We start from the raw sequence: 18,432 nt of genomic DNA on the forward strand, positions 1-18,432 counted from the left end.
TTGTGTGTCTCTCGACAAGCCCGACAATCGAGCACATCGTCGAACGAGGGAGGGGTGATGCCCCACGACCCGCCACAGCCGGGCCCGTCTGCTGACGGGCCCGGCCGATGGCGAGATGCCGGTTGGTTAGACGCGACGACGCTTGGGCGGACGGCATCCGTTGTGCGCCTGGGGGGTGACATCGTTGATGGAACCGACCTCGAGGCCGGCGGCCTGGAGCGAACGGATCGCGGTCTCGCGGCCCGATCCGGGTCCCTTGACGAAGACGTCAACCTTCTTCATTCCGTGCTCCTGCGCCTGGCGGGCGGCCGACTCGGCAGCCAGCTGTGCGGCGAACGGGGTCGACTTGCGCGACCCCTTGAAGCCAACTCCACCTGAGGACGCCCAGCTGATGACCGCACCGGTGGTGTCAGTGATCGAGACGATGGTGTTGTTGAAGGTGCTCTTGATGTGGGCCTGGCCCACAGCGATGTTCTTCTTTTCTTTCTTGCGCGGCTTCCGAACGGCCGACTTTGGTGCTGCCATGAATTTCTCCTGAATCCTAAAGGCTTTGGCGGGCCAGGCCGAGGCCTAGCGCGCCTTCTTCTTGCCGGCTACGGTGCGCTTCGGGCCCTTGCGGGTGCGAGCGTTGGTCTTGGTGCGCTGGCCGCGAACGGGCAGGCCCTTGCGGTGGCGGATGCCCTCGTAGCTGCCGATCTCGACCTTGCGGCGGATGTCAGCGGCAACCTCACGGCGGAGGTCACCCTCAACCTTGAAGGTTCCTTCGATGTAGTCACGGAGGGCGACGAGCTGCTCGTCACTCAGGTCCTTGACTCGGATGTTTCCATCGATTTCAGTGTCGGCGAGGGTCTTGAGTGCCCTCGTGCGGCCAACACCAAAGATGTAAGTCAGTGCAACTTCCACGCGCTTATCGCGAGGAATATCAACGCCGGCTAGACGTGCCATTGTGGCTTCTCCTGTATATGAGTGGAGGTCTGTAACAGTGCCTGTTCATCGGCCTCCAACCGATGGTGTCCCCCCGCAGGGTTCCCGGCACTGCTATTTTCTGTATTCAGTTGCATCGCGACGGGTTCGACCGAGATCGAACGGGCCGCGATCAGCCCTGACGCTGCTTGTGACGAGGGTTCTCGCAAATGACCATCACGTTGCCGTTACGGCGGATGACCTTGCACTTGTCGCAGATCTTCTTGACGCTGGGCTTGACCTTCATGGTGTGTCCTTGTATTCGCTGTCTTCGTACCCCAGGAACGCCTCGGGCCGTTACTTACAGCACTCTCTACTTGTAGCGGTAAACGATCCGGCCGCGAGTCAGGTCGTACGGGCTCAGCTCGACGATCACGCGGTCCTCCGGGAGGATACGGATGTAGTGCTGACGCATCTTGCCTGAAATGTGGGCAAGAACTTTGTGGCCGTTGGTCAGCTCAACGCGGAACATCGCGTTGGGAAGAGCTTCGACTACTGCGCCCTCGATTTCGATGACACCGTCTTTTTTGGCCATAACTCACTATCGCTAGGGTATTGATTGCTGGTCGTGCGTGGATTGTGATGAAATGACACGCCGCCTACGCGGGCATCAGACACCAAGGATTTACTCTATGGTACTGAGTTGCCTTTTGGCAATTCTTCCCTATAATCCGGAACGGGATTCCCGGCATTCGCCGTGAGGAGCATGAGGATGTCCTCCGCCGTGCCGGCGTCGATCAGTTTCTGAACCTCGTCCGCGTCCGAGAAGACGATCGCGATTTTCTGCAGGATGTCGAGGTGTTCGTTGCCACGCCCCGCGATCCCGACCACAAAACGCACCTGCTGGCCGTTCCAATCGATCGGTTCGGCGTACCGCACGAGTGACAGGGCCGATCGGACGATGGATTCCCTGGCATCGTTGGTCCCGTGCGGGATGGCAAGGAAATTTCCCATGTAGGTCGACACGCTGGCTTCACGGTCGCACATCGCGTCGATGTAGTCATCGCTCACCGCACCTGCCTCGACGAGCAGCCCGCCGGCCTCCCGGATGGCGTCGAACCTTCCCGTGGCCGATCCGGCGGCCATCACGTTGCCCAGTTCGAGAATTTCGCCCGTCATCGCGCTACTTCGCCGTTTCGGCCCAGTCGCGCGTCTTGTAGGCATAGATGGCGGCGTCGAGTGCCTCGTCGCCGTTCTGCGACGCGAAGACAGTGGCCTCGAGCAGTGCGACGCCGACCCCGGCGCGCACGGCCTGCGCGCGGATCTTCTCGAACCGGGGTGCCAGGTGGGGACCCACCAGGAGCACGTCGACCGGGCCGAGGGAGGACGGCAGATCCGATTCGCTGCCCGCGGAGACGTGCACATCCAGACCACGGCCCGCCGCGGTGTGGCGAACCCGGTGTGCAACGAAGGCGCTGGAGGCTCCGGCACCGCAGACGACGAGAATCTTCATGGAATCGCTTTCCCCTGAATCGAGAGGACGCTGTGCCCTCTCCTCCATCCTCCCGCGTCCGGGCAACCGTGGAGACCAAGTTCCCGCCCCCGAGTGTGGCTGATTCAGGGAGCGTGCGATTACGCGAGCGGAACGGGGGTGATACCGAACGGGGCCAGCGCCGCTGCGCCGCCGTCGGCAGCGGTCAGCACCCAGATGCCGTCCGTGTGCACGGCCACACTGTGCTCCCAGTGCGCGGCAGCCAGGCCATCGCTGGTAGCGACGGTCCAGTCGTCGTCGCGCACGTAGGTCTCGATGGCTCCTAGGACGACCATGGGCTCGATCGCGATCACGAGACCGGGCTTCACGTCCGGCCCCTTCTGACGCACCCGGTAGTTGAACACCGGCGGAGCCTCGTGCATGGACCGGCCGATGCCGTGACCGACGTAATCGGTGAGGATTCCGTAGTCACCCTGGGACTCGACGTAGTCCTCGATGGCGTCGCCGACCTCATTCAGGTGCCGCGCCTCCGAAAGCCGGGCGATCCCGTGCCATAACGACTGCTCCGTGACGTGCGACAGCTTCTCACGCTCGGCCACGACCTCAGGCCGGTCCGGGTCCGGAATCACGAAGGAGAAGGCCGCATCACCGTTCCAGCCATCGATGATGGCCCCACTGTCGATCGACACGATGTCGCCGGCGGCCAACACGCGCGCCCCCGGGATTCCGTGAACGACATCGTCGTTGACGGAAGCGCAGACCGTGTGGTGGTAGCCCTGCTCCAGCTTGAAGTTGGGCAGGCCGCCCCGAGCGACGATGGCGGCTTCGGCCGCGGCGTCGAGGTCGAGCGTTGTCGCGCCGACCCGGATGGCCGCACGGGCCGCATCCAGGGATGCGGCCGTGGCCAGTCCGGGCGCGATCATCAACCGCATCTGCGCCGGCGACTTGTAGATGGATCGTCGAAGGCTCATTGTGAAAATCTCTGCAAACTGCTGAGGTCGTGCCCGCTGAACGTGCACGACCGGGTTAGGAGGCGCTGGCTGCGTCTCCGCTGGTCACGGGCACGGCGACTCCGCGCTGGGCCAGGGCCTCGAGGATGCGACCGGTCACCTCATCGACGGCTCCGAGGCCGTCGACCGTGACCACGAGGCCGCGGGAGGAATAGATGTCGATCAGTGGAGCGGTCTGCTCCTCGTAAACGGCGAGCCGGTGCCGGATGACGTCGGCGGTGTCATCCGCACGACCCTGTTCGGCGGCACGCTTGAGAAGCCGGGCGACGACCTCCTCGGTGTCGGCGACGATCAGCACGACGGCATCGAGTGCGGTACCGTCGGCCTCGAGCAGCCGGTCCAGTTCCAGGACCTGTTCCTGCGTACGCGGGTAGCCGTCGAGGAGGAACCCCTGCACGGCGTCGGGCTTCTGCAGCCGGTCGGACACGATCTCGTTGGTGAGGGAATCGGGAACGTACGCACCGGCATCCATGAATGCCTTGACCTGGAGCCCGAGCGCGGTGTCGTTCTTCACGTTGAAGCGAAAAATGTCACCCGTCGAGATGGCCGGAACATCGAACGCCTCGGACAGGCGCTCCGCCTGGGTTCCCTTGCCCGCGCCAGGCGGGCCGATCAGCAGCAAACGGGTCATCGGAGGAGCCCTTCGTAGTGACGCTGTTGGAGTTGCGCATCGATCTGCTTGACCGTCTCGAGTCCGACACCGACGACGATCAGGATGCTGGCTCCACCGAACGGGAAGTTCTGGTCGGCTCCGATCGCGGAGAACGCGATCAGCGGCAACAGGGCGATCAGGCCAAGGTACAGGGCACCGGGCAGCGTCACCCGGGTGAGAACGAAGTCCAGGTATTCGGCGGTCGGACGACCGGCACGGATGCCCGGAATGAATCCGCCGTACTTCTTCATGTTGTCGGCGACCTCTTCGGGGTTGAAGGTGATCGCAACATAGAAGTAGGTGAATCCGACGATGAGGAGGAAGTACAGCGCCATGTAGAGCGGGTCGTTGCCCTGCGTGAGGTTGTTGGTGACCCAGTTGACCCATGCTGCCGGCGCCTGTCCGGCGGCGGGCTGGTTGAACTGTGCGATCAGGGCGGGCAGGTACAGCAGCGACGACGCGAAGATGACGGGCACGACGCCGGCCATGTTCACCTTGATCGGGATGTACGTGTTGTTGCCGCCGTAGGTGCGGCGTCCGACCATCCGCTTGGCGTACTGCACCGGGATGCGACGCTGGGACTGCTCGACGAAGACCACGGCCGCTACCACGACCAGACCGACCGCGATCACGATCAACAGGATGTCAAGGCCCTTCTGCTGGCCGATGGAGGCCAGCGAACCGGGGAACAGGGCAGCGATGGAGGTGAAGATCAACAGCGACATGCCGTTGCCGATGCCGCGCTCGGTGATGAGCTCGCCCATCCACATGATCAGGCCGGTGCCGGCGGTCATGGTGATGACCATCAGCATGATGGCGTACCAGGCGTCGTTGGTGAGCAACTGGGAGCACTCGGCGCTGGCGGACGTGCCGTAGAGCGCACCGCTGCGGGCCACGGTGATCAGCGTCGTCGACTGGAGGATCGCGAGGGCGATGGTGAGGTACCGGGTGTACTGGGTGAGCGTGCCCTGTCCGGACGCGCCCTCCTTGTGCAGGGTCTCGAAGTGTGGAATGACCACGCGCAGCAGCTGCACGATGATCGAGGCCGTGATGTACGGCATGATGCCGAGCGCGAAGACCGACAGCTGCAGCAGAGCGCCGCCGCTGAAGAGGTTCACGAGCTCGTAGAGGCCGCTGGCGTCCTGGTTCGCCGCCAGACACGATTGAACGTTTCCGAAGTCGACGAAGGGGGCAGGAATGAACGAACCCAGTCGGAACAGGGCGACGATACCCAGGCTGAACCCGATTTTCCTGCGCAGGTCGGGTGTGCGGAAGATCCGCGCGATGGCGCTGAACACAATGCCTCCAGTTAATAACGTGAAAAACGAGCTTGTCGAGTCCAGCATCGAAAGATTTCGATTGGTGGCCTCGACAAGCTCGCTCAGCGTCTACGGACTTACTTGATTGAGCCACCCGCAGCGACGATCTTCTGCTCTGCTGAGCCGGAGACCTTATCCACTGCAATGTTCAGCTTAACCGCAATGTCACCATTGCCGAGAACCTTGACCTTCTCGTTGTCGCGAACGGCACCCTTGGCGACCAGGTCGGCGATGGTTACATCGCCGCCGTTCGGGTACAGCTCGGCGAGCTTCTCGAGGTTGACGACCTGGTACTCGACGCGGAACGGGTTCTTGAACCCGCGCAGCTTCGGAGTACGCATGTGCAGCGGCATCTGGCCACCCTCGAACCCGATGCGCACGTTGTAGCGCGCCTTCGTGCCCTTGGTACCACGGCCGGCGGTCTTACCCTTGGAACCTTCACCACGACCGACGCGCATGCGCGACTTCTTGGCTCCGGGGGCGGGGCGAAGGTGGTGAACCTTCAGGACCTGCTCGCGCTTCTCGGGCGGAGCAGACTTCACTGCGACCTTGGCGGTGGTTGCCTTCTTGGGGGCTGCCTTCTTTGCAGTGGCGGGCTTGGCGGCTGCGGTGGCAGCTTCCTTCTCGTCAGCCATTAGTCAATCTCCTCGACCTTTACGAGGTGAGCAACGGTGTTGACGTAGCCGCGGTTCTGCGAGTTGTCCTCGCGAATCGTGACCGCGCCAATGCGCTTGAGACCCAGGCTGCGAAGCGTGTCGCGCTGGTTCTGCTTCTCACTAATTTTGGACTTGATCTGTGTCACTTTGAGGCGAGCCATCAGGCACCTGCCTTTGCTGCCGCTGCAGCTGCTGCTGCGGCGGCGTCGGCACGCAGGAAGCGCGCCGGAGCGACGTCTTCGTACGCGAGGCCACGACGAGCGGCAACCGCACGCGGCTCTTCGAGCTGGTGCAGGGCCTCGACGGTGGCGTGAACGATGTTGATGGTGTTCGACGAACCGAGCGACTTGCTCAGGACATCGTGGATGCCTGCGCACTCGAGAACGGCGCGCACCGGGCCACCGGCGATGACGCCGGTACCGGCAGCGGCGGGACGCAGCAGGACGACGCCGGCTGCGGCTTCACCCTGCACGGGGTGCGGGATGGTCAGGCCGACGCGGGGCACGCGGAAGAAGTTCTTCTTCGCTTCCTCGACACCCTTGGAAATGGCGGTCGGCACCTCGCGGGCCTTGCCGTATCCAACGCCGACGAGGCCGTTTCCGTCACCGACGACGACGAGGGCGGTGAAGCTGAAGCGACGACCACCCTTCACCACCTTGGAAACGCGGTTGATGGTGACGACGCGCTCCAGGAACTGGCTCTTGTCGGCATCGCGGCTTCCGCGGTCCTTGTTCGGGTTGCGCTCACGGCCGCCACGACGAGCCTCACGAGGCTCGTTCTGGGCAGGTGCCGTTGAGGCAGCGGTTTCGACGGGTGCCTCTGCAGCCACCACGGTCTCCTTGGTTGCTGTGCTAGCGGTTTCAGTGCTCACAGGTTCAATCCACCCTCTCGAGCTCCATCGGCGATCGCAGCGACGCGTCCTGCGTACTTGCTTCCGCCACGGTCAAATACGACGGCTTCGATGCCGGCGGCCTTCGCACGTTCGGCGACGAGTTCGCCGACCTTACGGGCCTTGGCGGTCTTGTCACCATCGAAGGTGCGCAGACCGTCTTCGAGCGTGGACGCCGAGGCAAGGGTGAAGCCCTTGCTGTCATCGACGACCTGCACGAACACGTGGCGAGCCGAACGGGTCACGACGAGACGCGGACGAAGCGCGGTCCCCTCGATCTTCTTGCGAAGACGTGTGTGCCTGCGTCCGCGGGCAGCAGCCTTGCTCTTACCTCTAGTTCCGAGACCCATGGTTACTTACCACTCTTTCCGGCCTTGCGGCGAACAATCTCGCCGGCGTAACGCACACCCTTGCCCTTGTAGGGCTCCGGCTTGCGAATCTTACGGATGTTGGCGGCGACCTCGCCGACAGCCTGCTTGTCGATGCCACCGACCGTGAGGCGGTTGACGCTCTCCACGGTGAGGGTGATACCGGCAGGTGCCTCGACGAGGACCGGGTGCGAGAAGCCGAGGGCGAACTCGATCGAGCTGCCCTTCTGGGCGACGCGGTAACCGGTACCGACGATCTCGAGGGACTTGGTGTAACCCACCGTCACCCCGATGATCTGGTTTGCGATCAGCGTGCGAGTCAATCCGTGCAGCGAACGCGAGTTGCGCTCGTCGTTCGGGCGGGTGACGACGACGTGGCCGTCCTCGATCTTGACCTCGATGGGGTTCGCGACGGTGAGCGCGAGCTCACCCTTCGGACCCTTGACGTTGACGCGCTGGCCTTCAGTGGCGACCGTGACATCCGCGGGAATCGGGATGGGGAGTCTTCCAATACGTGACATTGTCAGCTACCACACGTAGGCGAGTACTTCTCCGCCTACGCCCTTCTTCTCGGCCTGACGGTCGGTGAGCAGACCGCTGGAGGTGGACAGGATGGCAACGCCGAGGCCACCGAGAACGGTGGGGATTTCGGTCGACTTGGCGTACACGCGCAGGCCGGGCTTGGAAACCCGCTTGATGCCGACGATGGAACGCTCGCGGTTCGGACCAAACTTGAGGTTGAGCGTGAGGGTCTTGCCGACCACTGCATCCTTGACGTCCCATGCCGAGATGTAACCCTGGGCCTTGAGGATGTCCGCGATGTTCGCTTTGAGCTTGCTGTGCGGCATGGACACGGTGTCGTGGAACGCCGAGTTAGCGTTGCGCAGTCTGGTCAGCATGTCTGCGACCGGATCTGTCATTGTCATTTGTGGTGCCTTTCTCGCCTGGTTTCGTTCATCCGTTACACGGGTGACGACCTTGGTCGTGGTGGGGCTGGACGGTTGTCCAGCCCCGGGTTTTTTACTACAAGAGCCAAAGAGCTACTTTACTTGGTGTTTTCGGCCGTCTTGAACGGGAAGCCCAGCGCCTTGAGCAGCGCGCGACCTTCTTCGTTGTTCTTGGCCGTCGTCACAACCGTGATATCCATACCGCGGATACGGTCGATCCGGTCCTGGTCGATTTCGTGGAACATGACCTGCTCGGTCAAACCGAAGGTGTAGTTACCGCTGCCATCGAACTGCTTGTCGCTCAGACCGCGGAAGTCGCGGATGCGCGGAAGCGCCAGGCTCAGGAGCCGGTCGAGGAACTCCCACATGCGGTCGCCACGAAGTGTGACGTGCGTGCCGATGGGCTGTCCTTCGCGCAGTTTGAACTGCGCGATCGACTTGCGGGCCTTGGTGACCTGCGGCTTCTGACCGGTGATCTTGGTGAGGTCGGAGACGGCGCCATCCATGATCTTGCCGTCGCGTGCTGCCTCGCCGACACCCATGTTCACAACGATCTTGACCAGATTCGGAATCTGGTGAACGTTGGTGAAACCGAGGTCCTTGCTGAGCTGAGCCATGATCTCGTCGCGGTACTTCTGCTTGAGACGCGGCAGGACTGCCTCGACGGTCGCTTCTGCTTCTGTTGCTGCAACTGAAGTGTCGGTCATCAGAGGTCCTTCCCTGACTTCTTGGCGTAACGGATGCGGACCGTCTTGGTGACGCCGTCCTTCGTTACTTCTTCGAGGCGGAAGCCGACGCGAGTCGGCTTCTTGGTCTCCGGGTCGACGAGGGCCACGTTGGACACGTGAATCGGTGCCTCCATGGTCTCGATGCCGCCGGTCTTGGTGCCGCGCTGGGTCTGGCCCACGCGGACGTGCTTGGTGACGAAGTTGATGCCCTCGACGAGGACCCTGTTCTTCTCCACCAGGACGGCGATGACCTTACCCTGCTTGCCACGGTCTCCGCCGCGGGCCTGGGTGCGGCCGGTGATGACCTCTACGAGGTCACCCTTTTTGAGTCTGGCCATGATTTAGATAACCTCCGGTGCCAGCGAGATGATCTTCATGAACTTCTTGTCGCGAAGCTCGCGACCGACCGGTCCGAAGATTCGGGTGCCGCGGGGGTCACCTTCGTTCTTCAAAATCACTGCGGCGTTCTCATCGAACTTGATGTACGAACCGTCTGGACGACGGGTCTGCTTTTTGACGCGAACGACGACGGCCTTGACGACGTCGCCCTTCTTGACGTTGCCGCCCGGGATCGCGTCCTTGACCGTGGCGACGATCGTGTCGCCCAGTCCGGCGTAGCGACGGCCGGAGCCGCCGAGCACGCGAATGGTCAACAGCTCCTTGGCACCCGTGTTGTCGGCAACCTTGAGTCGTGATTCTTGCTGAAGCACTTTTTAACTCCTTCTATCAAGTAAGCGCGAGGCTTACTTGGCCTTCTCGAGGATCTCGACCAGGCGGAAGCGCTTGGTGGCGCTCAGCGGACGGGTCTCACTGATCAGGACCAGGTCGCCGACGCCGGCGATGTTCGCCTCGTCGTGGACCTTCAGCTTGGACGTACGGCGGATGACCTTGCCGTACAACGGGTGCTTCACGCGGTCTTCGACCTCGACAACGATGGTCTTGTCCATCTTGTCGCTGGTCACGTAACCACGCAGCGTCTTGCGGTAGCCGCGAACGAGAGCCTCAGCCTCGACAGCGACGACCTTATCGTCAGTCTTCGCCATGACTAGGCCTCCTTCGTCTGGGCGGCGTCGGCCTCAGCGGAGTCGTCAGACTTCACAGCAGGCTTGGCCTTCTTGGTCTTCTTCTCAGCCTTGGCCGGAGCCTCGACTGGTGCGGGAGTCGGGCGAATACCCAACTCGCGCTCACGGAGAACCGTGTAGATGCGAGCGATGTCGCGCTTGACCGCGCGGAGGCGGCCGTGGCTCTCGAGCTGGCCGGTGGCCGACTGGAAGCGAAGGTTGAAGAGTTCTTCCTTCGCCTTCTTCAGCTCATCGAACAACCGCTCGTTTTCAAAAGTGTCGAGCTCGACTGAGGCGAGCTCCTTGGATCCGATCGCCATTATGCGTCGCCCTCCTCGCGCTTGATGATGCGTGCCTTCAAGGGCAGTTTGTGAATAGCGCGGGTCAGCGCTTCCTTGGCAACGATGTCGGTGACACCGCTGAGTTCGAAAAGCACGCGACCGGGCTTGACGTTGGCAACCCACCACTCGACGGAACCCTTACCGGAACCCATGCGGGTTTCGGCCGGCTTCTTGGTGAGCGGACGGTCCGGGTAGATGTTGATCCAGACCTTGCCGCCGCGCTTCATGTGACGAGTGATCGCGATACGAGCGGACTCGATCTGACGGTTGGTCACATACGCGGGGGTGAGGGCCTGGATGCCGTACTCACCGAACGACAGCTCGGTACCACCGGTTGCGTGGCCGGTACGGCCCGGGTGGTGCTGCTTGCGGTGCTTGACTCTGCGTGGAATCAACATGGTTATGCCTCAACTCCTGCTGCAACCGGTGCCGCTGCCTCTGCGCGGGGCGCACGACGCGGTCGGTCGTCACGACGCTCGGGGCGGGACGACTTAGCGTTGGCCTGCTCGCGAGCGAGTTCCTTGTTGGTGATGTCGCCCTTGTAGATCCAGACCTTCACGCCGATGCGGCCGAAGGTGGTCTTGGCTTCGTAGAAGCCGTAGTCGATGTTCGCGCGCAGGGTGTGCAGGGGCACACGGCCTTCGCGGTAGAACTCCGAACGGCTCATCTCGGCGCCACCCAAACGACCGGACACCTGGATGCGAACACCCTTGGCGCCGGCGCGCTGGGCACCCTGCAGGCCCTTACGCATCGCGCGGCGGAATGCCACACGAGCGGAAAGCTGCTCGGCGATGCCCTGGGCGACGAGCTGAGCGTCCACCTCGGGGTTCTTCACCTCGAGGATGTTCAGCTGGATCTGCTTGGCGGTGAGCTTCTCGAGGTCGGAGCGGATGCGCTCGGCCTCCGCGCCGCGGCGACCGATCACAATGCCCGGACGGGCGGTGTGGATGTCGACGCGAACGCGGTCACGAGTGCGCTCGATCTCGATGCGGGACACGCCGGCGCGGTCGAGGCTGGTGCTCAACAGGCGGCGGATCTTGACGTCCTCAGCGACGAAGTCGCTGTAACGCTGGCCCGGCTTCGTGCTGTCAGAGAACCAACGCGACACGTGGTCGGTCGTGATTCCCAGACGGAAGCCATAGGGGTTTACTTTCTGACCCATTACTTCGTACCCTCCTCAGGAGTGGCGAGCACAACCGTGATGTGGCTCGTGCGCTTCTTGATCTGGAATGCGCGACCCTGTGCACGGGCCTGGAAACGCTTGAGGGTCGTACCCTCATCAACGAACGCCTGGCTGACGAACAGGTCCTGCTCGTCGAGGAAGGTGTTGGCTGCATCAGCCTTGACTCGGGCGTTGGCGATTGCCGAGGCAACCAGCTTGTACACCGGGTCGCTCGCGCCCTGCGGCGCGAACTTCAGAATTCCCAGAGCCTCGAAGGCCTGCTTGCCGCGGATCAGGTTGACGACGCGACGAGCCTTCTGGGGGGTAACGCGGATGTGACGCACGCGTGCGATCGACTCCACCATTTCTTATCCTCCTTCACGTCCCCGCGTTAGCGGCGACGGCCCTTCTTGTCGTCCTTCACGTGTCCACGGAAGGTGCGGGTGGGCGCAAACTCGCCGAGCTTGTGCCCGACCATGCTCTCGGTGACGAACACCGGGATGTGCTTGCGTCCGTCGTGCACGGCGATGGTGTGCCCGAGCATGCCGGGGATGATCATCGAACGGCGCGACCAGGTCTTGATTACGTTCTTGCTGCTGGCTTCGTTCGCCTTGACAACCTTGCGAAGCAGGTGGTCGTCAACGAACGGGCCTTTCTTGAGACTGCGTGGCATCGTCTACTCCTACTTACGCTTCTTGCCGACGGTACGGCGACGAACGATGAGCTTGTCGCTTTCCTTGTTCGGGTGGCGGGTACGCCCTTCTTTCTGGCCCCAAGGGCTGACGGGGTGACGTCCACCGGACGTCTTACCCTCACCACCACCGTGCGGGTGGTCGACCGGGTTCATGGCAACACCACGAACGGTCGGGCGAACGCCTTTCCAGCGCATACGGCCGGCCTTGCCCCAGTTGATGTTCGACTGCTCGGCGTTGCCGACCTCGCCGATCGTGGCGCGGCAGCGGGCGTCGACGTTGCGGATTTCTCCGGACGGCAGGCGCAGCTGGGCGTAGATGCCATCCTTCGCAACGAGGCGAACGGACGATCCGGCGGAGCGGGCCATCTTGGCGCCACCGCCCGGACGCAGTTCGACCGCGTGGATGATGGTACCGGTGGGGATGTTCTTCAGCGGCAGGTTGTTGCCGGGCTTGATGTCAGCACCGGCGCCCGACTCTACGATGTCGCCCTGGTTCAGCTTGTTCGGGGCGATGATGTAGCGCTTGGAGCCGTCCATGAAGTGCAGGAGCGCGATGCGCGCCGTGCGGTTCGGGTCGTACTCGATGTGAGCGACCTTGGCGTTGACGCCGTCCTTGTCGTTACGACGGAAGTCGATCAGACGGTACTGGCGCTTGTGTCCACCACCGATGTGACGGGTGGTGATGCGACCCTGGTTGTTACGGCCACCGGTCTTGGACAGGGGGCGAAGCAGGGACTTCTCCGGCGTGGAGCGGGTGATCTCTGCGAAGTCTGCAACAGATGAACCGCGACGACCGGGAGTCGTGGGCTTGAACTTACGAATAGCCATTTCTTATTCCTCTAGTCCGCGCCGCTTAGCCGACGGCCGTGAAGATGTCAATGGAACCGGACTTGAGCGTGACGATGGCACGCTTGGTGTCCTTGCGCTTGCCCTGACCGAACTTCGTGCGACGCGTCTTGCCGATACGGTTCATGGTGTTGATCGAAGCGACCTCCACCTTGAAGATCTTTTCGATCGCGAGCTTGATTTCGGTCTTGTTCGAGCGCGGGTCCACGATGAAGGTGTACTTGCCCTCGTCGATCAGGCCATAGCTCTTCTCAGAGACGACCGGAGCGATGATGACGTCGCGGGGATCCTTGTTGATCGGGGTAGCCATTATGCGGACACCTCTTCCTTCTTGGTCTTGCTCGCCACGAACGCGTCGAACGCGCCCTTGGTGAAGACAATGTCGTCGCTGACGAGCACGTCATAGGCATTCAGCTGGTCCCACGGCAGAACGTGCACCGTCGGCAGGTTGCGGATGCTGCGCAGCGTCATTTCGTCGGTGCGCTCCAGGACGACCAGCACGTGCTTGCTGCTGGCGATCTGGCTGAGAAGCTCGATGGCGCCCTTGGTGCTGGGCGTCTCGGCGCTGAAGAGTGCGGTCACGACGTGCAGGCGGTCACCACGAGCGCGGTCAGAAAGGGATCCGCGCAGTGCTGCCGCGATCATCTTCTTGGGAGTGCGCTGTTCGTAGTTCCGCGGGGTCGGTCCGTGGACGATGCCACCACCGGTCATCTGAGGGGCGCGAATCGAGCCCTGACGGGCGCGACCGGTTCCCTTCTGCTTGAACGGCTTGCGGCCGGAGCCGGAAACTTCGCCACGACGCTTGGTCTTGTGCGTTCCCTGACGTGCGGCAGCGAGCTGCGCGACGACGACCTGGTGGATCAGCGGGACGTTGGTCTGAACGTCAAAGATTTCGGCGGGCAGCTCAACGGAGCCGGCCTTCTTACCCTTGGCGTCGATGAGATCGAGTGAGGTAGTCATACGACTAGGCTCCCTTCACTGCATTGCGGACGAATACGAGGCGGCCCTTGGCGCCGGGAACGGCACCCTTGACCAGCAGGAGGCCCTTCTCGGCATCCACGGCGTGAACCTTGAGGTTCAGCACAGTGACGCGCTCGCCACCCATACGACCGGCCATGCGCATGCCCTTGAAGACACGGCTCGGGGTCGAGGAAGCACCGATGGAACCGGGCTTGCGGTGGTTACGGTGCGAACCGTGAGAGGAGGAAACACCCTTGAAGTTGTGACGCTTCATAACACCGGCGAAACCCTTACCCTTGCTGGTGCCCATGACGTCGACCTTGGTGCCGGCAGCGAACACACCGTCAACGGTGAGTTCCTGGCCCAGGGTGTAGTCAGCGGCATCCGCAGTGCGGAGCTCGGTGAGGTGGCGGCGAGGCGTGACGCCTGCCTTTTCGAAGTGTCCGGCGGAAGGTTTGTTCACCTTGCGCGGGTCGATGGCCCCAGCAGCGATCTGGACGCCGGCGTAGCCGTCGATGTCCTTGCTGCGGATCTGGGTGACAACGTTGGGCGAGATCTCGATGACGGTGACGGGAACGAGCTTGTTGTTCTCGTCCCATACCTGCGTCATGCCGAGCTTCTTGCCGAGGAGACCCTTGGTGGTCTTGGTATCTGCGTAAGACATCGCGGGCCCTAGAGCTTGATCTCGATGTTGACGTCGGCCGGCAGGTCGAGACGCATGAGCGAGTCGACGGCCTTCGGGGTCGGGTCAATGATGTCGATCAGACGCTTGTGGGTGCGCATTTCAAAGTGCTCCCGGCTGTCCTTGTACTTGTGAGGCGAACGGATGACACACACCACGTTCTTCTCGGTCGGAAGCGGCACGGGGCCGACGACAGTCGCACCCGCGCGGGTCACTGTGTCGACGATCTTGCGCGCCGAGATGTCGATGACCTCGTGGTCATACGACTTAAGTCGAATGCGGATTTTCTGTCCCGCCATGTCGAACTCGCTTTCTTGTCAAGGCTTCTTACATCCCGAGGGTTGCATTGGACGCCGTAGTAGCACTGCTGCTGTCGCACCACTGTTCATCTGTCAATTTCGGCGGGGCCGCGGTGCGGTCTCGCCGAGCCAACCCGCTTCTCCACACTCGCGCATGGGGGAAGGCATGGCTTTACCCAGCTTTCCCGGCTGTTGGTTTGAGCTATGTCCTGCTACCCGCGGCCTAACTGTGCACCTGGCGCCTTTTACGGCGAACGGCACAAGCTATGCACTGCCTGGCAGTGATCCCGACACCGCGTGCAGCGCGGCAGTCGAAAGTGTTGAACTAGAAGAGTCTGCCACAGGGTCGGGTCATTGTGCAACCCGGGCGTGTCGCGCGCGGCGTGTCGGCACATCCGCGTCGTTCCGCGGCTTCACCGACGCTCCTCCCGGGCGCGTCGCCGTTGCTATCCGGACTTCGCGCGGGTGCTGCGCCGCTCCGCGCGTGGCACGCCACCAGCGCAGCGGCGCAGCATGCGCGCACCGCCCGGGAAGCACCGAGAAGCACCGCACCTCACCGAAATTGAAGTCGCGGGCGTCCGGTCGGCAGCCCCAACTGCAGCAGCCGGCTGCGAAGCCGGCTCTGGCTCATCCCGACCGGGAAGTCCCAGCGGGTGAACGCGTGCACCTGGCGTCGCACGCCATCCTCCCGGCGTTTCTCGTCGTAGACCACCTGCGCTGTTGTCCGGCCGTCGAGCATCACGGGGTCGAAGTACTTGCGCTTGCCGTCGGCCTCCCCCACCGAGTGCTCGGCGATCCAATAGAAGTCGGTGAAAACCGTCTTGCCATCGACAACGAACGGATGCTGCAGCACCGGCTCCGGAAAGCCGTTCAGCGCCACATTGACGCGGCTTCCAGACTCGTTGGGTGACCCAGACAGCGTCGAGGCGAAGTCGATCACGGCCCGCGCCCGCACCGACCCGCGGAACGGCAGCATCCGTTCCCAGGTCTCGAGCAGCCTGACTCTGGTGGTCAGCGGCCGAAAGCGCCCGGTACGATCCACCGCAATGGCGCGGTCCGCGATGGCCACCGCGGATTTCAGATCCAGAGTGGCCGCCAGGTCGATCACGGTGCGTTCGATGGTGGTGACCAGGAGCCCGTTGACCGTGGTGACATCCGTCGGGTCCAGGCCCGTCGCGTGTTTTCGGATTCCCGGGGTGGAGCGACCGCCCCGGGTGCGCTCGGTGAGGAAGTGAACCTCGAGTGGCCAGCCGAAGAGGGTAGGGAGTGCCCACAGAACGGCAGCGGATTGGTGGGAGAGCACCAGTTCGGTCTGCCGCGTTTCCGCCGCACCGCGCACTCGGAGCGCGTACCGCTGATCGCTGTTTAGCGCGGCCCACAGCGTGGCGTCGATGTATTGGCCGCGCGCCAGACGGTGCAATTCGCCTCTGCCCGCGAGGCGGCGGAGACGAAGGTCGGCGCCGAAGGCTCTGCGGAGATCGGACGAGAGGAGGAGGCCGTTGGGTGAGAAGTGCTCGTCAGGTGAGTCAGGCATCCGGCCACTGTGCACTGCTGCGTCTCCGTCAACGCCTCAACCCGGGCACCTGCACACTCCGCTCCGGCCGAAGCGCCTGTGGAGAACAGGTCGGATGCCGGCTCGCGGACACTGCGCCGGCTCGCGGACACTGCGCCGGCTCGCGGACACTGCGCCGGTTCGCGGGTGGCATGCCACGCGCGAACCGGCGCACGACCCGCGGAGCGGTGAGCGCGGCGAGCTCGGCCCGGGCTAGCGTGCGTCGGGGTCAGTGCCTTGCGCGCCGCGGTCGGTCGGGCCGTCACCGCGGCCGAGGTGCTTGTCCGCCTTGTCGCGGGCATCCTGGATCTTGTCGGCGTGCTTGTTGCCGGTGACCTTGTTCGCGGCGGCGGCACCCCCGTCGAGGATCTTGTCGGCGACCTTCTCGCCCTTCTCCGTTTTGAGGAACTCCTGCGCCTTGCGGCTGATGTCGTTGAAATTCACGGGGTGCTCCGATCTGGGGCGGTTGGGGTTCTAAGAGAGGCTAGTTCCTGGGCGATTCAGGATCAAATGCCCCGGTAGAGGGGGACGAAAAAGGGGCCTGTCCGAAGGACAGACCCCTTGATCTCGACCGGCTCGATCACCGAGGTGACCGAACCGGCGAAGGGAACTACTTGATGATCTTGGTCACCGTTCCGGCGCCGACGGTGCGGCCACCTTCACGAATGGCGAAGCCGAGGCCTTCTTCCATGGCGATCGGCTGAATCAGCGCGACGTTCATGTCGGTGGTGTCGCCGGGCATGACCATCTCGGTGCCCTCAGGCAGCGTGATGACGCCGGTGACGTCCGTGGTGCGGAAGTAGAACTGCGGACGGTAGTTCGCGTAGAACGGGTTGTGACGCCCACCCTCATCCTTTGACAGGATGTACGCGGTGCCCTCGAAGTCGGTGTGCGGCGTGACCGAACCCGGCTTGACGACAACCTGGCCGCGCTCGACGTCTTCGCGCTTGGTGCCACGAAGAAGAAGACCACAGTTCTCGCCGGCCCAGGCCTCGTCGAGCTGCTTGTGGAACATCTCGATACCAGTGACCGTGGTCTTGATGGTCGGGCGGATGCCGACAACCTCGACCTCGGAGTTGATCTTGAGGGTTCCACGCTCGGCGCGGCCGGTGACGACGGTTCCACGACCGGTGATCGTGAAGACGTCCTCGATCGGCATCAGGAAGGGCTTGTCCTTGTCGCGGACGGGCTCCGGGAAGTAGTCGTCGACAGCCTTCATCAGCTCAAGGATGTTGCCAACCCACTTCTCGTCGCCTTCAAGCGCCTTGAGAGCGGAGACGCGCACGACGGGAGCGTTGTCGCCGTCGAAGCCCTGGGCGGAGAGGAGTTCGCGAACCTCGAGCTCGACGAGCTCAAGGATCTCTTCGTCGTCAACCATGTCGGACTTGTTCAGTGCGACGAGCAGGGACGGCACGCCGACCTGCTTCGCAAGCAGAACGTGCTCACGAGTCTGAGCCATCGGGCCGTCAGTAGCGGCAACCACGAGGATCGCGCCGTCCATCTGAGCAGCACCGGTGATCATGTTCTTGATGTAGTCAGCGTGGCCGGGTGCGTCGACGTGCGCATAGTGACGCTTTTCGGTCTCGTACTCGACGTGCGAGATGTTGATCGTGATACCGCGCTGGCGTTCTTCCGGAGCAGAGTCGATCGACGCGAAGTCGCGCTGAACGTTCGTCTTGGACGGGTACGTGTCGGCGAGGACCTTGGAGATCGCTGCAGTCAGCGTGGTCTTTCCGTGGTCAACGTGACCGATCGTTCCGATGTTTACGTGCGGCTTGGTCCGCTCGAACTTGGCCTTGGCCACTGTGGGTCCTCCTAGGACTCATGGCTCCATCGACCGCTGGTTTGCGGCCGGTGGAACTGCTGGATTT

32 protein-coding genes are annotated in these 18,432 nt (G+C 63.1%); all 32 read right to left on the reverse strand.

Features of this window, described 5'->3' with window-relative positions; genetic code table 11:
- Nucleotides 1–126: 126 nt before the first annotated feature.
- The 32 genes from rpsK to tuf all read right to left on the reverse strand — a co-directional run bounded on the left by rpsK (nucleotide 127) and on the right by tuf (nucleotide 18,365).
- Nucleotides 127–525 carry a 30S ribosomal protein S11 gene (gene rpsK / locus E3O67_RS08520; RefSeq protein WP_055821293.1) on the reverse strand — a complete coding sequence of 133 codons (399 nt, stop codon included), beginning with the start codon at nucleotides 523–525 and terminating at the stop codon, nucleotides 127–129.
- 45 nt (nucleotides 526–570) lie between these two features.
- Complete coding sequence (gene rpsM / locus E3O67_RS08525) at nucleotides 571–945, reverse strand: 30S ribosomal protein S13 (RefSeq protein WP_104100946.1); 375 nt, start codon at nucleotides 943–945, stop codon at nucleotides 571–573.
- A gap of 151 nt (nucleotides 946–1,096) precedes the next feature.
- Complete coding sequence (gene rpmJ, locus E3O67_RS08530; protein WP_035834639.1) at nucleotides 1,097–1,210, reverse strand: 50S ribosomal protein L36; 114 nt, start codon at nucleotides 1,208–1,210, stop codon at nucleotides 1,097–1,099.
- A 66-nt stretch (nucleotides 1,211–1,276) separates the two neighbouring features.
- Nucleotides 1,277–1,498 (reverse strand): translation initiation factor IF-1, encoded by a 222-nt coding sequence (gene infA, locus E3O67_RS08535; RefSeq protein ID WP_022883252.1) that lies wholly within the window; start codon nucleotides 1,496–1,498, stop codon nucleotides 1,277–1,279.
- Nucleotides 1,499–1,593: 95 nt separating this feature from the next.
- Nucleotides 1,594–2,082, reverse strand: a complete 489-nt coding sequence (locus tag E3O67_RS08540; protein WP_134427446.1) for a PTS sugar transporter subunit IIA — start codon at nucleotides 2,080–2,082, stop codon at nucleotides 1,594–1,596.
- A 4-nt stretch (nucleotides 2,083–2,086) separates the two neighbouring features.
- Nucleotides 2,087–2,416, reverse strand: a complete 330-nt coding sequence (locus tag E3O67_RS08545; protein WP_134427443.1) for a PTS sugar transporter subunit IIB — start codon at nucleotides 2,414–2,416, stop codon at nucleotides 2,087–2,089.
- A 119-nt stretch (nucleotides 2,417–2,535) separates the two neighbouring features.
- Nucleotides 2,536–3,366, reverse strand: coding sequence for a type I methionyl aminopeptidase (gene map, locus E3O67_RS08550; RefSeq protein ID WP_135102461.1), 831 nt, complete (start codon nucleotides 3,364–3,366; stop codon nucleotides 2,536–2,538).
- A 55-nt stretch (nucleotides 3,367–3,421) separates the two neighbouring features.
- A complete protein-coding gene (locus tag E3O67_RS08555) occupies nucleotides 3,422–4,036 on the reverse strand; it encodes an adenylate kinase (RefSeq protein WP_174776812.1) in 615 nt (204 codons plus the stop codon).
- Nucleotides 4,033–5,355 carry a preprotein translocase subunit SecY gene (gene secY / locus E3O67_RS08560; RefSeq protein ID WP_135102471.1) on the reverse strand — a complete coding sequence of 441 codons (1,323 nt, stop codon included), beginning with the start codon at nucleotides 5,353–5,355 and terminating at the stop codon, nucleotides 4,033–4,035. Before secY ends, E3O67_RS08555 begins: the two co-directional genes overlap by 4 nt.
- A 98-nt stretch (nucleotides 5,356–5,453) precedes the next feature.
- A complete protein-coding gene (gene rplO / locus E3O67_RS08565) occupies nucleotides 5,454–6,011 on the reverse strand; it encodes a 50S ribosomal protein L15 (protein ID WP_135102462.1) in 558 nt (185 codons plus the stop codon).
- Complete coding sequence (gene rpmD, locus E3O67_RS08570; protein ID WP_174235710.1) at nucleotides 6,011–6,193, reverse strand: 50S ribosomal protein L30; 183 nt, start codon at nucleotides 6,191–6,193, stop codon at nucleotides 6,011–6,013. The genes rplO and rpmD overlap by 1 nt, the downstream gene beginning before the upstream one ends.
- Nucleotides 6,193–6,864, reverse strand: coding sequence for a 30S ribosomal protein S5 (gene rpsE, locus E3O67_RS08575; RefSeq protein ID WP_104101028.1), 672 nt, complete (start codon nucleotides 6,862–6,864; stop codon nucleotides 6,193–6,195). Before rpsE ends, rpmD begins: the two co-directional genes overlap by 1 nt.
- 35 nt (nucleotides 6,865–6,899) lie before the next feature.
- Nucleotides 6,900–7,271, reverse strand: a complete 372-nt coding sequence (gene rplR / locus E3O67_RS08580) for a 50S ribosomal protein L18 (protein ID WP_134363329.1) — start codon at nucleotides 7,269–7,271, stop codon at nucleotides 6,900–6,902.
- Between the two features lie 2 nt (nucleotides 7,272–7,273).
- Nucleotides 7,274–7,810, reverse strand: coding sequence for a 50S ribosomal protein L6 (gene rplF / locus E3O67_RS08585; protein WP_104100956.1), 537 nt, complete (start codon nucleotides 7,808–7,810; stop codon nucleotides 7,274–7,276).
- Nucleotides 7,811–7,816: 6 nt separating this feature from the next.
- Complete coding sequence (gene rpsH / locus E3O67_RS08590; RefSeq protein ID WP_104100957.1) at nucleotides 7,817–8,215, reverse strand: 30S ribosomal protein S8; 399 nt, start codon at nucleotides 8,213–8,215, stop codon at nucleotides 7,817–7,819.
- 119 nt (nucleotides 8,216–8,334) lie between these two features.
- Nucleotides 8,335–8,943, reverse strand: a complete 609-nt coding sequence (gene rplE / locus E3O67_RS08595; protein ID WP_134427431.1) for a 50S ribosomal protein L5 — start codon at nucleotides 8,941–8,943, stop codon at nucleotides 8,335–8,337.
- Nucleotides 8,943–9,302, reverse strand: a complete 360-nt coding sequence (gene rplX, locus E3O67_RS08600) for a 50S ribosomal protein L24 (protein WP_134369268.1) — start codon at nucleotides 9,300–9,302, stop codon at nucleotides 8,943–8,945. Before rplX ends, rplE begins: the two co-directional genes overlap by 1 nt.
- Before the next feature lie 3 nt (nucleotides 9,303–9,305).
- Complete coding sequence (gene rplN, locus E3O67_RS08605; protein ID WP_134365618.1) at nucleotides 9,306–9,674, reverse strand: 50S ribosomal protein L14; 369 nt, start codon at nucleotides 9,672–9,674, stop codon at nucleotides 9,306–9,308.
- A gap of 33 nt (nucleotides 9,675–9,707) precedes the next feature.
- On the reverse strand, nucleotides 9,708–10,007 hold the full coding sequence (rpsQ, locus tag E3O67_RS08610; RefSeq protein ID WP_134427429.1) for a 30S ribosomal protein S17: 300 nt from the start codon (nucleotides 10,005–10,007) through the stop codon (nucleotides 9,708–9,710).
- 2 nt (nucleotides 10,008–10,009) lie between these two features.
- Nucleotides 10,010–10,345 (reverse strand): 50S ribosomal protein L29, encoded by a 336-nt coding sequence (gene rpmC / locus E3O67_RS17665; protein WP_134427426.1) that lies wholly within the window; start codon nucleotides 10,343–10,345, stop codon nucleotides 10,010–10,012.
- A complete protein-coding gene (rplP, locus tag E3O67_RS08620; protein WP_104100963.1) occupies nucleotides 10,345–10,764 on the reverse strand; it encodes a 50S ribosomal protein L16 in 420 nt (139 codons plus the stop codon). Before rplP ends, rpmC begins: the two co-directional genes overlap by 1 nt.
- A gap of 2 nt (nucleotides 10,765–10,766) precedes the next feature.
- Nucleotides 10,767–11,528, reverse strand: a complete 762-nt coding sequence (rpsC, locus tag E3O67_RS08625; protein ID WP_134363322.1) for a 30S ribosomal protein S3 — start codon at nucleotides 11,526–11,528, stop codon at nucleotides 10,767–10,769.
- Nucleotides 11,528–11,893, reverse strand: a complete 366-nt coding sequence (gene rplV, locus E3O67_RS08630; RefSeq protein WP_104100965.1) for a 50S ribosomal protein L22 — start codon at nucleotides 11,891–11,893, stop codon at nucleotides 11,528–11,530. The genes rpsC and rplV overlap by 1 nt, the downstream gene beginning before the upstream one ends.
- Nucleotides 11,894–11,919: 26 nt before the next feature.
- Complete coding sequence (rpsS, locus tag E3O67_RS08635) at nucleotides 11,920–12,201, reverse strand: 30S ribosomal protein S19 (protein ID WP_104100966.1); 282 nt, start codon at nucleotides 12,199–12,201, stop codon at nucleotides 11,920–11,922.
- Nucleotides 12,202–12,210: 9 nt separating this feature from the next.
- Nucleotides 12,211–13,050 carry a 50S ribosomal protein L2 gene (rplB, locus tag E3O67_RS08640; protein ID WP_104100967.1) on the reverse strand — a complete coding sequence of 280 codons (840 nt, stop codon included), beginning with the start codon at nucleotides 13,048–13,050 and terminating at the stop codon, nucleotides 12,211–12,213.
- Between the two features lie 25 nt (nucleotides 13,051–13,075).
- Nucleotides 13,076–13,378, reverse strand: coding sequence for a 50S ribosomal protein L23 (gene rplW, locus E3O67_RS08645; protein WP_104100968.1), 303 nt, complete (start codon nucleotides 13,376–13,378; stop codon nucleotides 13,076–13,078).
- Nucleotides 13,378–14,028, reverse strand: a complete 651-nt coding sequence (gene rplD / locus E3O67_RS08650; RefSeq protein ID WP_134369263.1) for a 50S ribosomal protein L4 — start codon at nucleotides 14,026–14,028, stop codon at nucleotides 13,378–13,380. The genes rplW and rplD overlap by 1 nt, the downstream gene beginning before the upstream one ends.
- 4 nt (nucleotides 14,029–14,032) lie before the next feature.
- Nucleotides 14,033–14,692 (reverse strand): 50S ribosomal protein L3, encoded by a 660-nt coding sequence (rplC, locus tag E3O67_RS08655; RefSeq protein ID WP_134363320.1) that lies wholly within the window; start codon nucleotides 14,690–14,692, stop codon nucleotides 14,033–14,035.
- Between the two features lie 8 nt (nucleotides 14,693–14,700).
- A complete protein-coding gene (gene rpsJ, locus E3O67_RS08660) occupies nucleotides 14,701–15,009 on the reverse strand; it encodes a 30S ribosomal protein S10 (protein WP_035834607.1) in 309 nt (102 codons plus the stop codon).
- 553 nt (nucleotides 15,010–15,562) lie between these two features.
- Nucleotides 15,563–16,543, reverse strand: coding sequence for a hypothetical protein (locus E3O67_RS08665; RefSeq protein ID WP_134427423.1), 981 nt, complete (start codon nucleotides 16,541–16,543; stop codon nucleotides 15,563–15,565).
- 231 nt (nucleotides 16,544–16,774) lie between these two features.
- Nucleotides 16,775–17,005 (reverse strand): Rv0909 family putative TA system antitoxin, encoded by a 231-nt coding sequence (locus E3O67_RS08670; RefSeq protein WP_134427420.1) that lies wholly within the window; start codon nucleotides 17,003–17,005, stop codon nucleotides 16,775–16,777.
- Between the two features lie 166 nt (nucleotides 17,006–17,171).
- Nucleotides 17,172–18,365, reverse strand: a complete 1,194-nt coding sequence (gene tuf, locus E3O67_RS08675; protein WP_104171753.1) for an elongation factor Tu — start codon at nucleotides 18,363–18,365, stop codon at nucleotides 17,172–17,174.
- Nucleotides 18,366–18,432: the final 67 nt, after the last annotated feature.

The organism is Cryobacterium sp. TMT3-29-2, from assembly GCF_004564305.1.
Classification (GTDB): domain Bacteria; phylum Actinomycetota; class Actinomycetes; order Actinomycetales; family Microbacteriaceae; genus Cryobacterium; species Cryobacterium sinapicolor.

Coding starts and splice junctions, on each gene's coding strand:
- rpsK (WP_055821293.1), bottom strand. CDS start 525: ATGGCAGCACCAAAGTCGGCCGTTCGGAAGCCGCGCAAGAAAGAAAAG.
- rpsM (WP_104100946.1), bottom strand. CDS start 945: ATGGCACGTCTAGCCGGCGTTGATATTCCTCGCGATAAGCGCGTGGAA.
- rpmJ (WP_035834639.1), bottom strand. CDS start 1,210: ATGAAGGTCAAGCCCAGCGTCAAGAAGATCTGCGACAAGTGCAAGGTC.
- infA (WP_022883252.1), bottom strand. CDS start 1,498: ATGGCCAAAAAAGACGGTGTCATCGAAATCGAGGGCGCAGTAGTCGAA.
- E3O67_RS08540 (WP_134427446.1), bottom strand. CDS start 2,082: ATGACGGGCGAAATTCTCGAACTGGGCAACGTGATGGCCGCCGGATCG.
- E3O67_RS08545 (WP_134427443.1), bottom strand. CDS start 2,416: ATGAAGATTCTCGTCGTCTGCGGTGCCGGAGCCTCCAGCGCCTTCGTT.
- map (WP_135102461.1), bottom strand. CDS start 3,366: ATGAGCCTTCGACGATCCATCTACAAGTCGCCGGCGCAGATGCGGTTG.
- E3O67_RS08555 (WP_174776812.1), bottom strand. CDS start 4,036: ATGACCCGTTTGCTGCTGATCGGCCCGCCTGGCGCGGGCAAGGGAACC.
- rplO (WP_135102462.1), bottom strand. CDS start 6,011: ATGGCTGACGAGAAGGAAGCTGCCACCGCAGCCGCCAAGCCCGCCACT.
- rpmD (WP_174235710.1), bottom strand. CDS start 6,193: ATGGCTCGCCTCAAAGTGACACAGATCAAGTCCAAAATTAGTGAGAAG.
- rplR (WP_134363329.1), bottom strand. CDS start 7,271: ATGGGTCTCGGAACTAGAGGTAAGAGCAAGGCTGCTGCCCGCGGACGC.
- rplF (WP_104100956.1), bottom strand. CDS start 7,810: ATGTCACGTATTGGAAGACTCCCCATCCCGATTCCCGCGGATGTCACG.
- rpsH (WP_104100957.1), bottom strand. CDS start 8,215: ATGACAATGACAGATCCGGTCGCAGACATGCTGACCAGACTGCGCAAC.
- rplE (WP_134427431.1), bottom strand. CDS start 8,943: ATGACCGACACTTCAGTTGCAGCAACAGAAGCAGAAGCGACCGTCGAG.
- rplX (WP_134369268.1), bottom strand. CDS start 9,302: ATGGCCAGACTCAAAAAGGGTGACCTCGTAGAGGTCATCACCGGCCGC.
- rpsQ (WP_134427429.1), bottom strand. CDS start 10,007: ATGGCGAAGACTGACGATAAGGTCGTCGCTGTCGAGGCTGAGGCTCTC.
- rpmC (WP_134427426.1), bottom strand. CDS start 10,345: ATGGCGATCGGATCCAAGGAGCTCGCCTCAGTCGAGCTCGACACTTTT.
- rplP (WP_104100963.1), bottom strand. CDS start 10,764: ATGTTGATTCCACGCAGAGTCAAGCACCGCAAGCAGCACCACCCGGGC.
- rpsC (WP_134363322.1), bottom strand. CDS start 11,528: ATGGGTCAGAAAGTAAACCCCTATGGCTTCCGTCTGGGAATCACGACC.
- rplV (WP_104100965.1), bottom strand. CDS start 11,893: ATGGTGGAGTCGATCGCACGCGTGCGTCACATCCGCGTTACCCCCCAG.
- rpsS (WP_104100966.1), bottom strand. CDS start 12,201: ATGCCACGCAGTCTCAAGAAAGGCCCGTTCGTTGACGACCACCTGCTT.
- rplB (WP_104100967.1), bottom strand. CDS start 13,050: ATGGCTATTCGTAAGTTCAAGCCCACGACTCCCGGTCGTCGCGGTTCA.
- rplW (WP_104100968.1), bottom strand. CDS start 13,378: ATGGCTACCCCGATCAACAAGGATCCCCGCGACGTCATCATCGCTCCG.
- rplD (WP_134369263.1), bottom strand. CDS start 14,028: ATGACTACCTCACTCGATCTCATCGACGCCAAGGGTAAGAAGGCCGGC.
- rplC (WP_134363320.1), bottom strand. CDS start 14,692: ATGTCTTACGCAGATACCAAGACCACCAAGGGTCTCCTCGGCAAGAAG.
- rpsJ (WP_035834607.1), bottom strand. CDS start 15,009: ATGGCGGGACAGAAAATCCGCATTCGACTTAAGTCGTATGACCACGAG.
- E3O67_RS08665 (WP_134427423.1), bottom strand. CDS start 16,543: ATGCCTGACTCACCTGACGAGCACTTCTCACCCAACGGCCTCCTCCTC.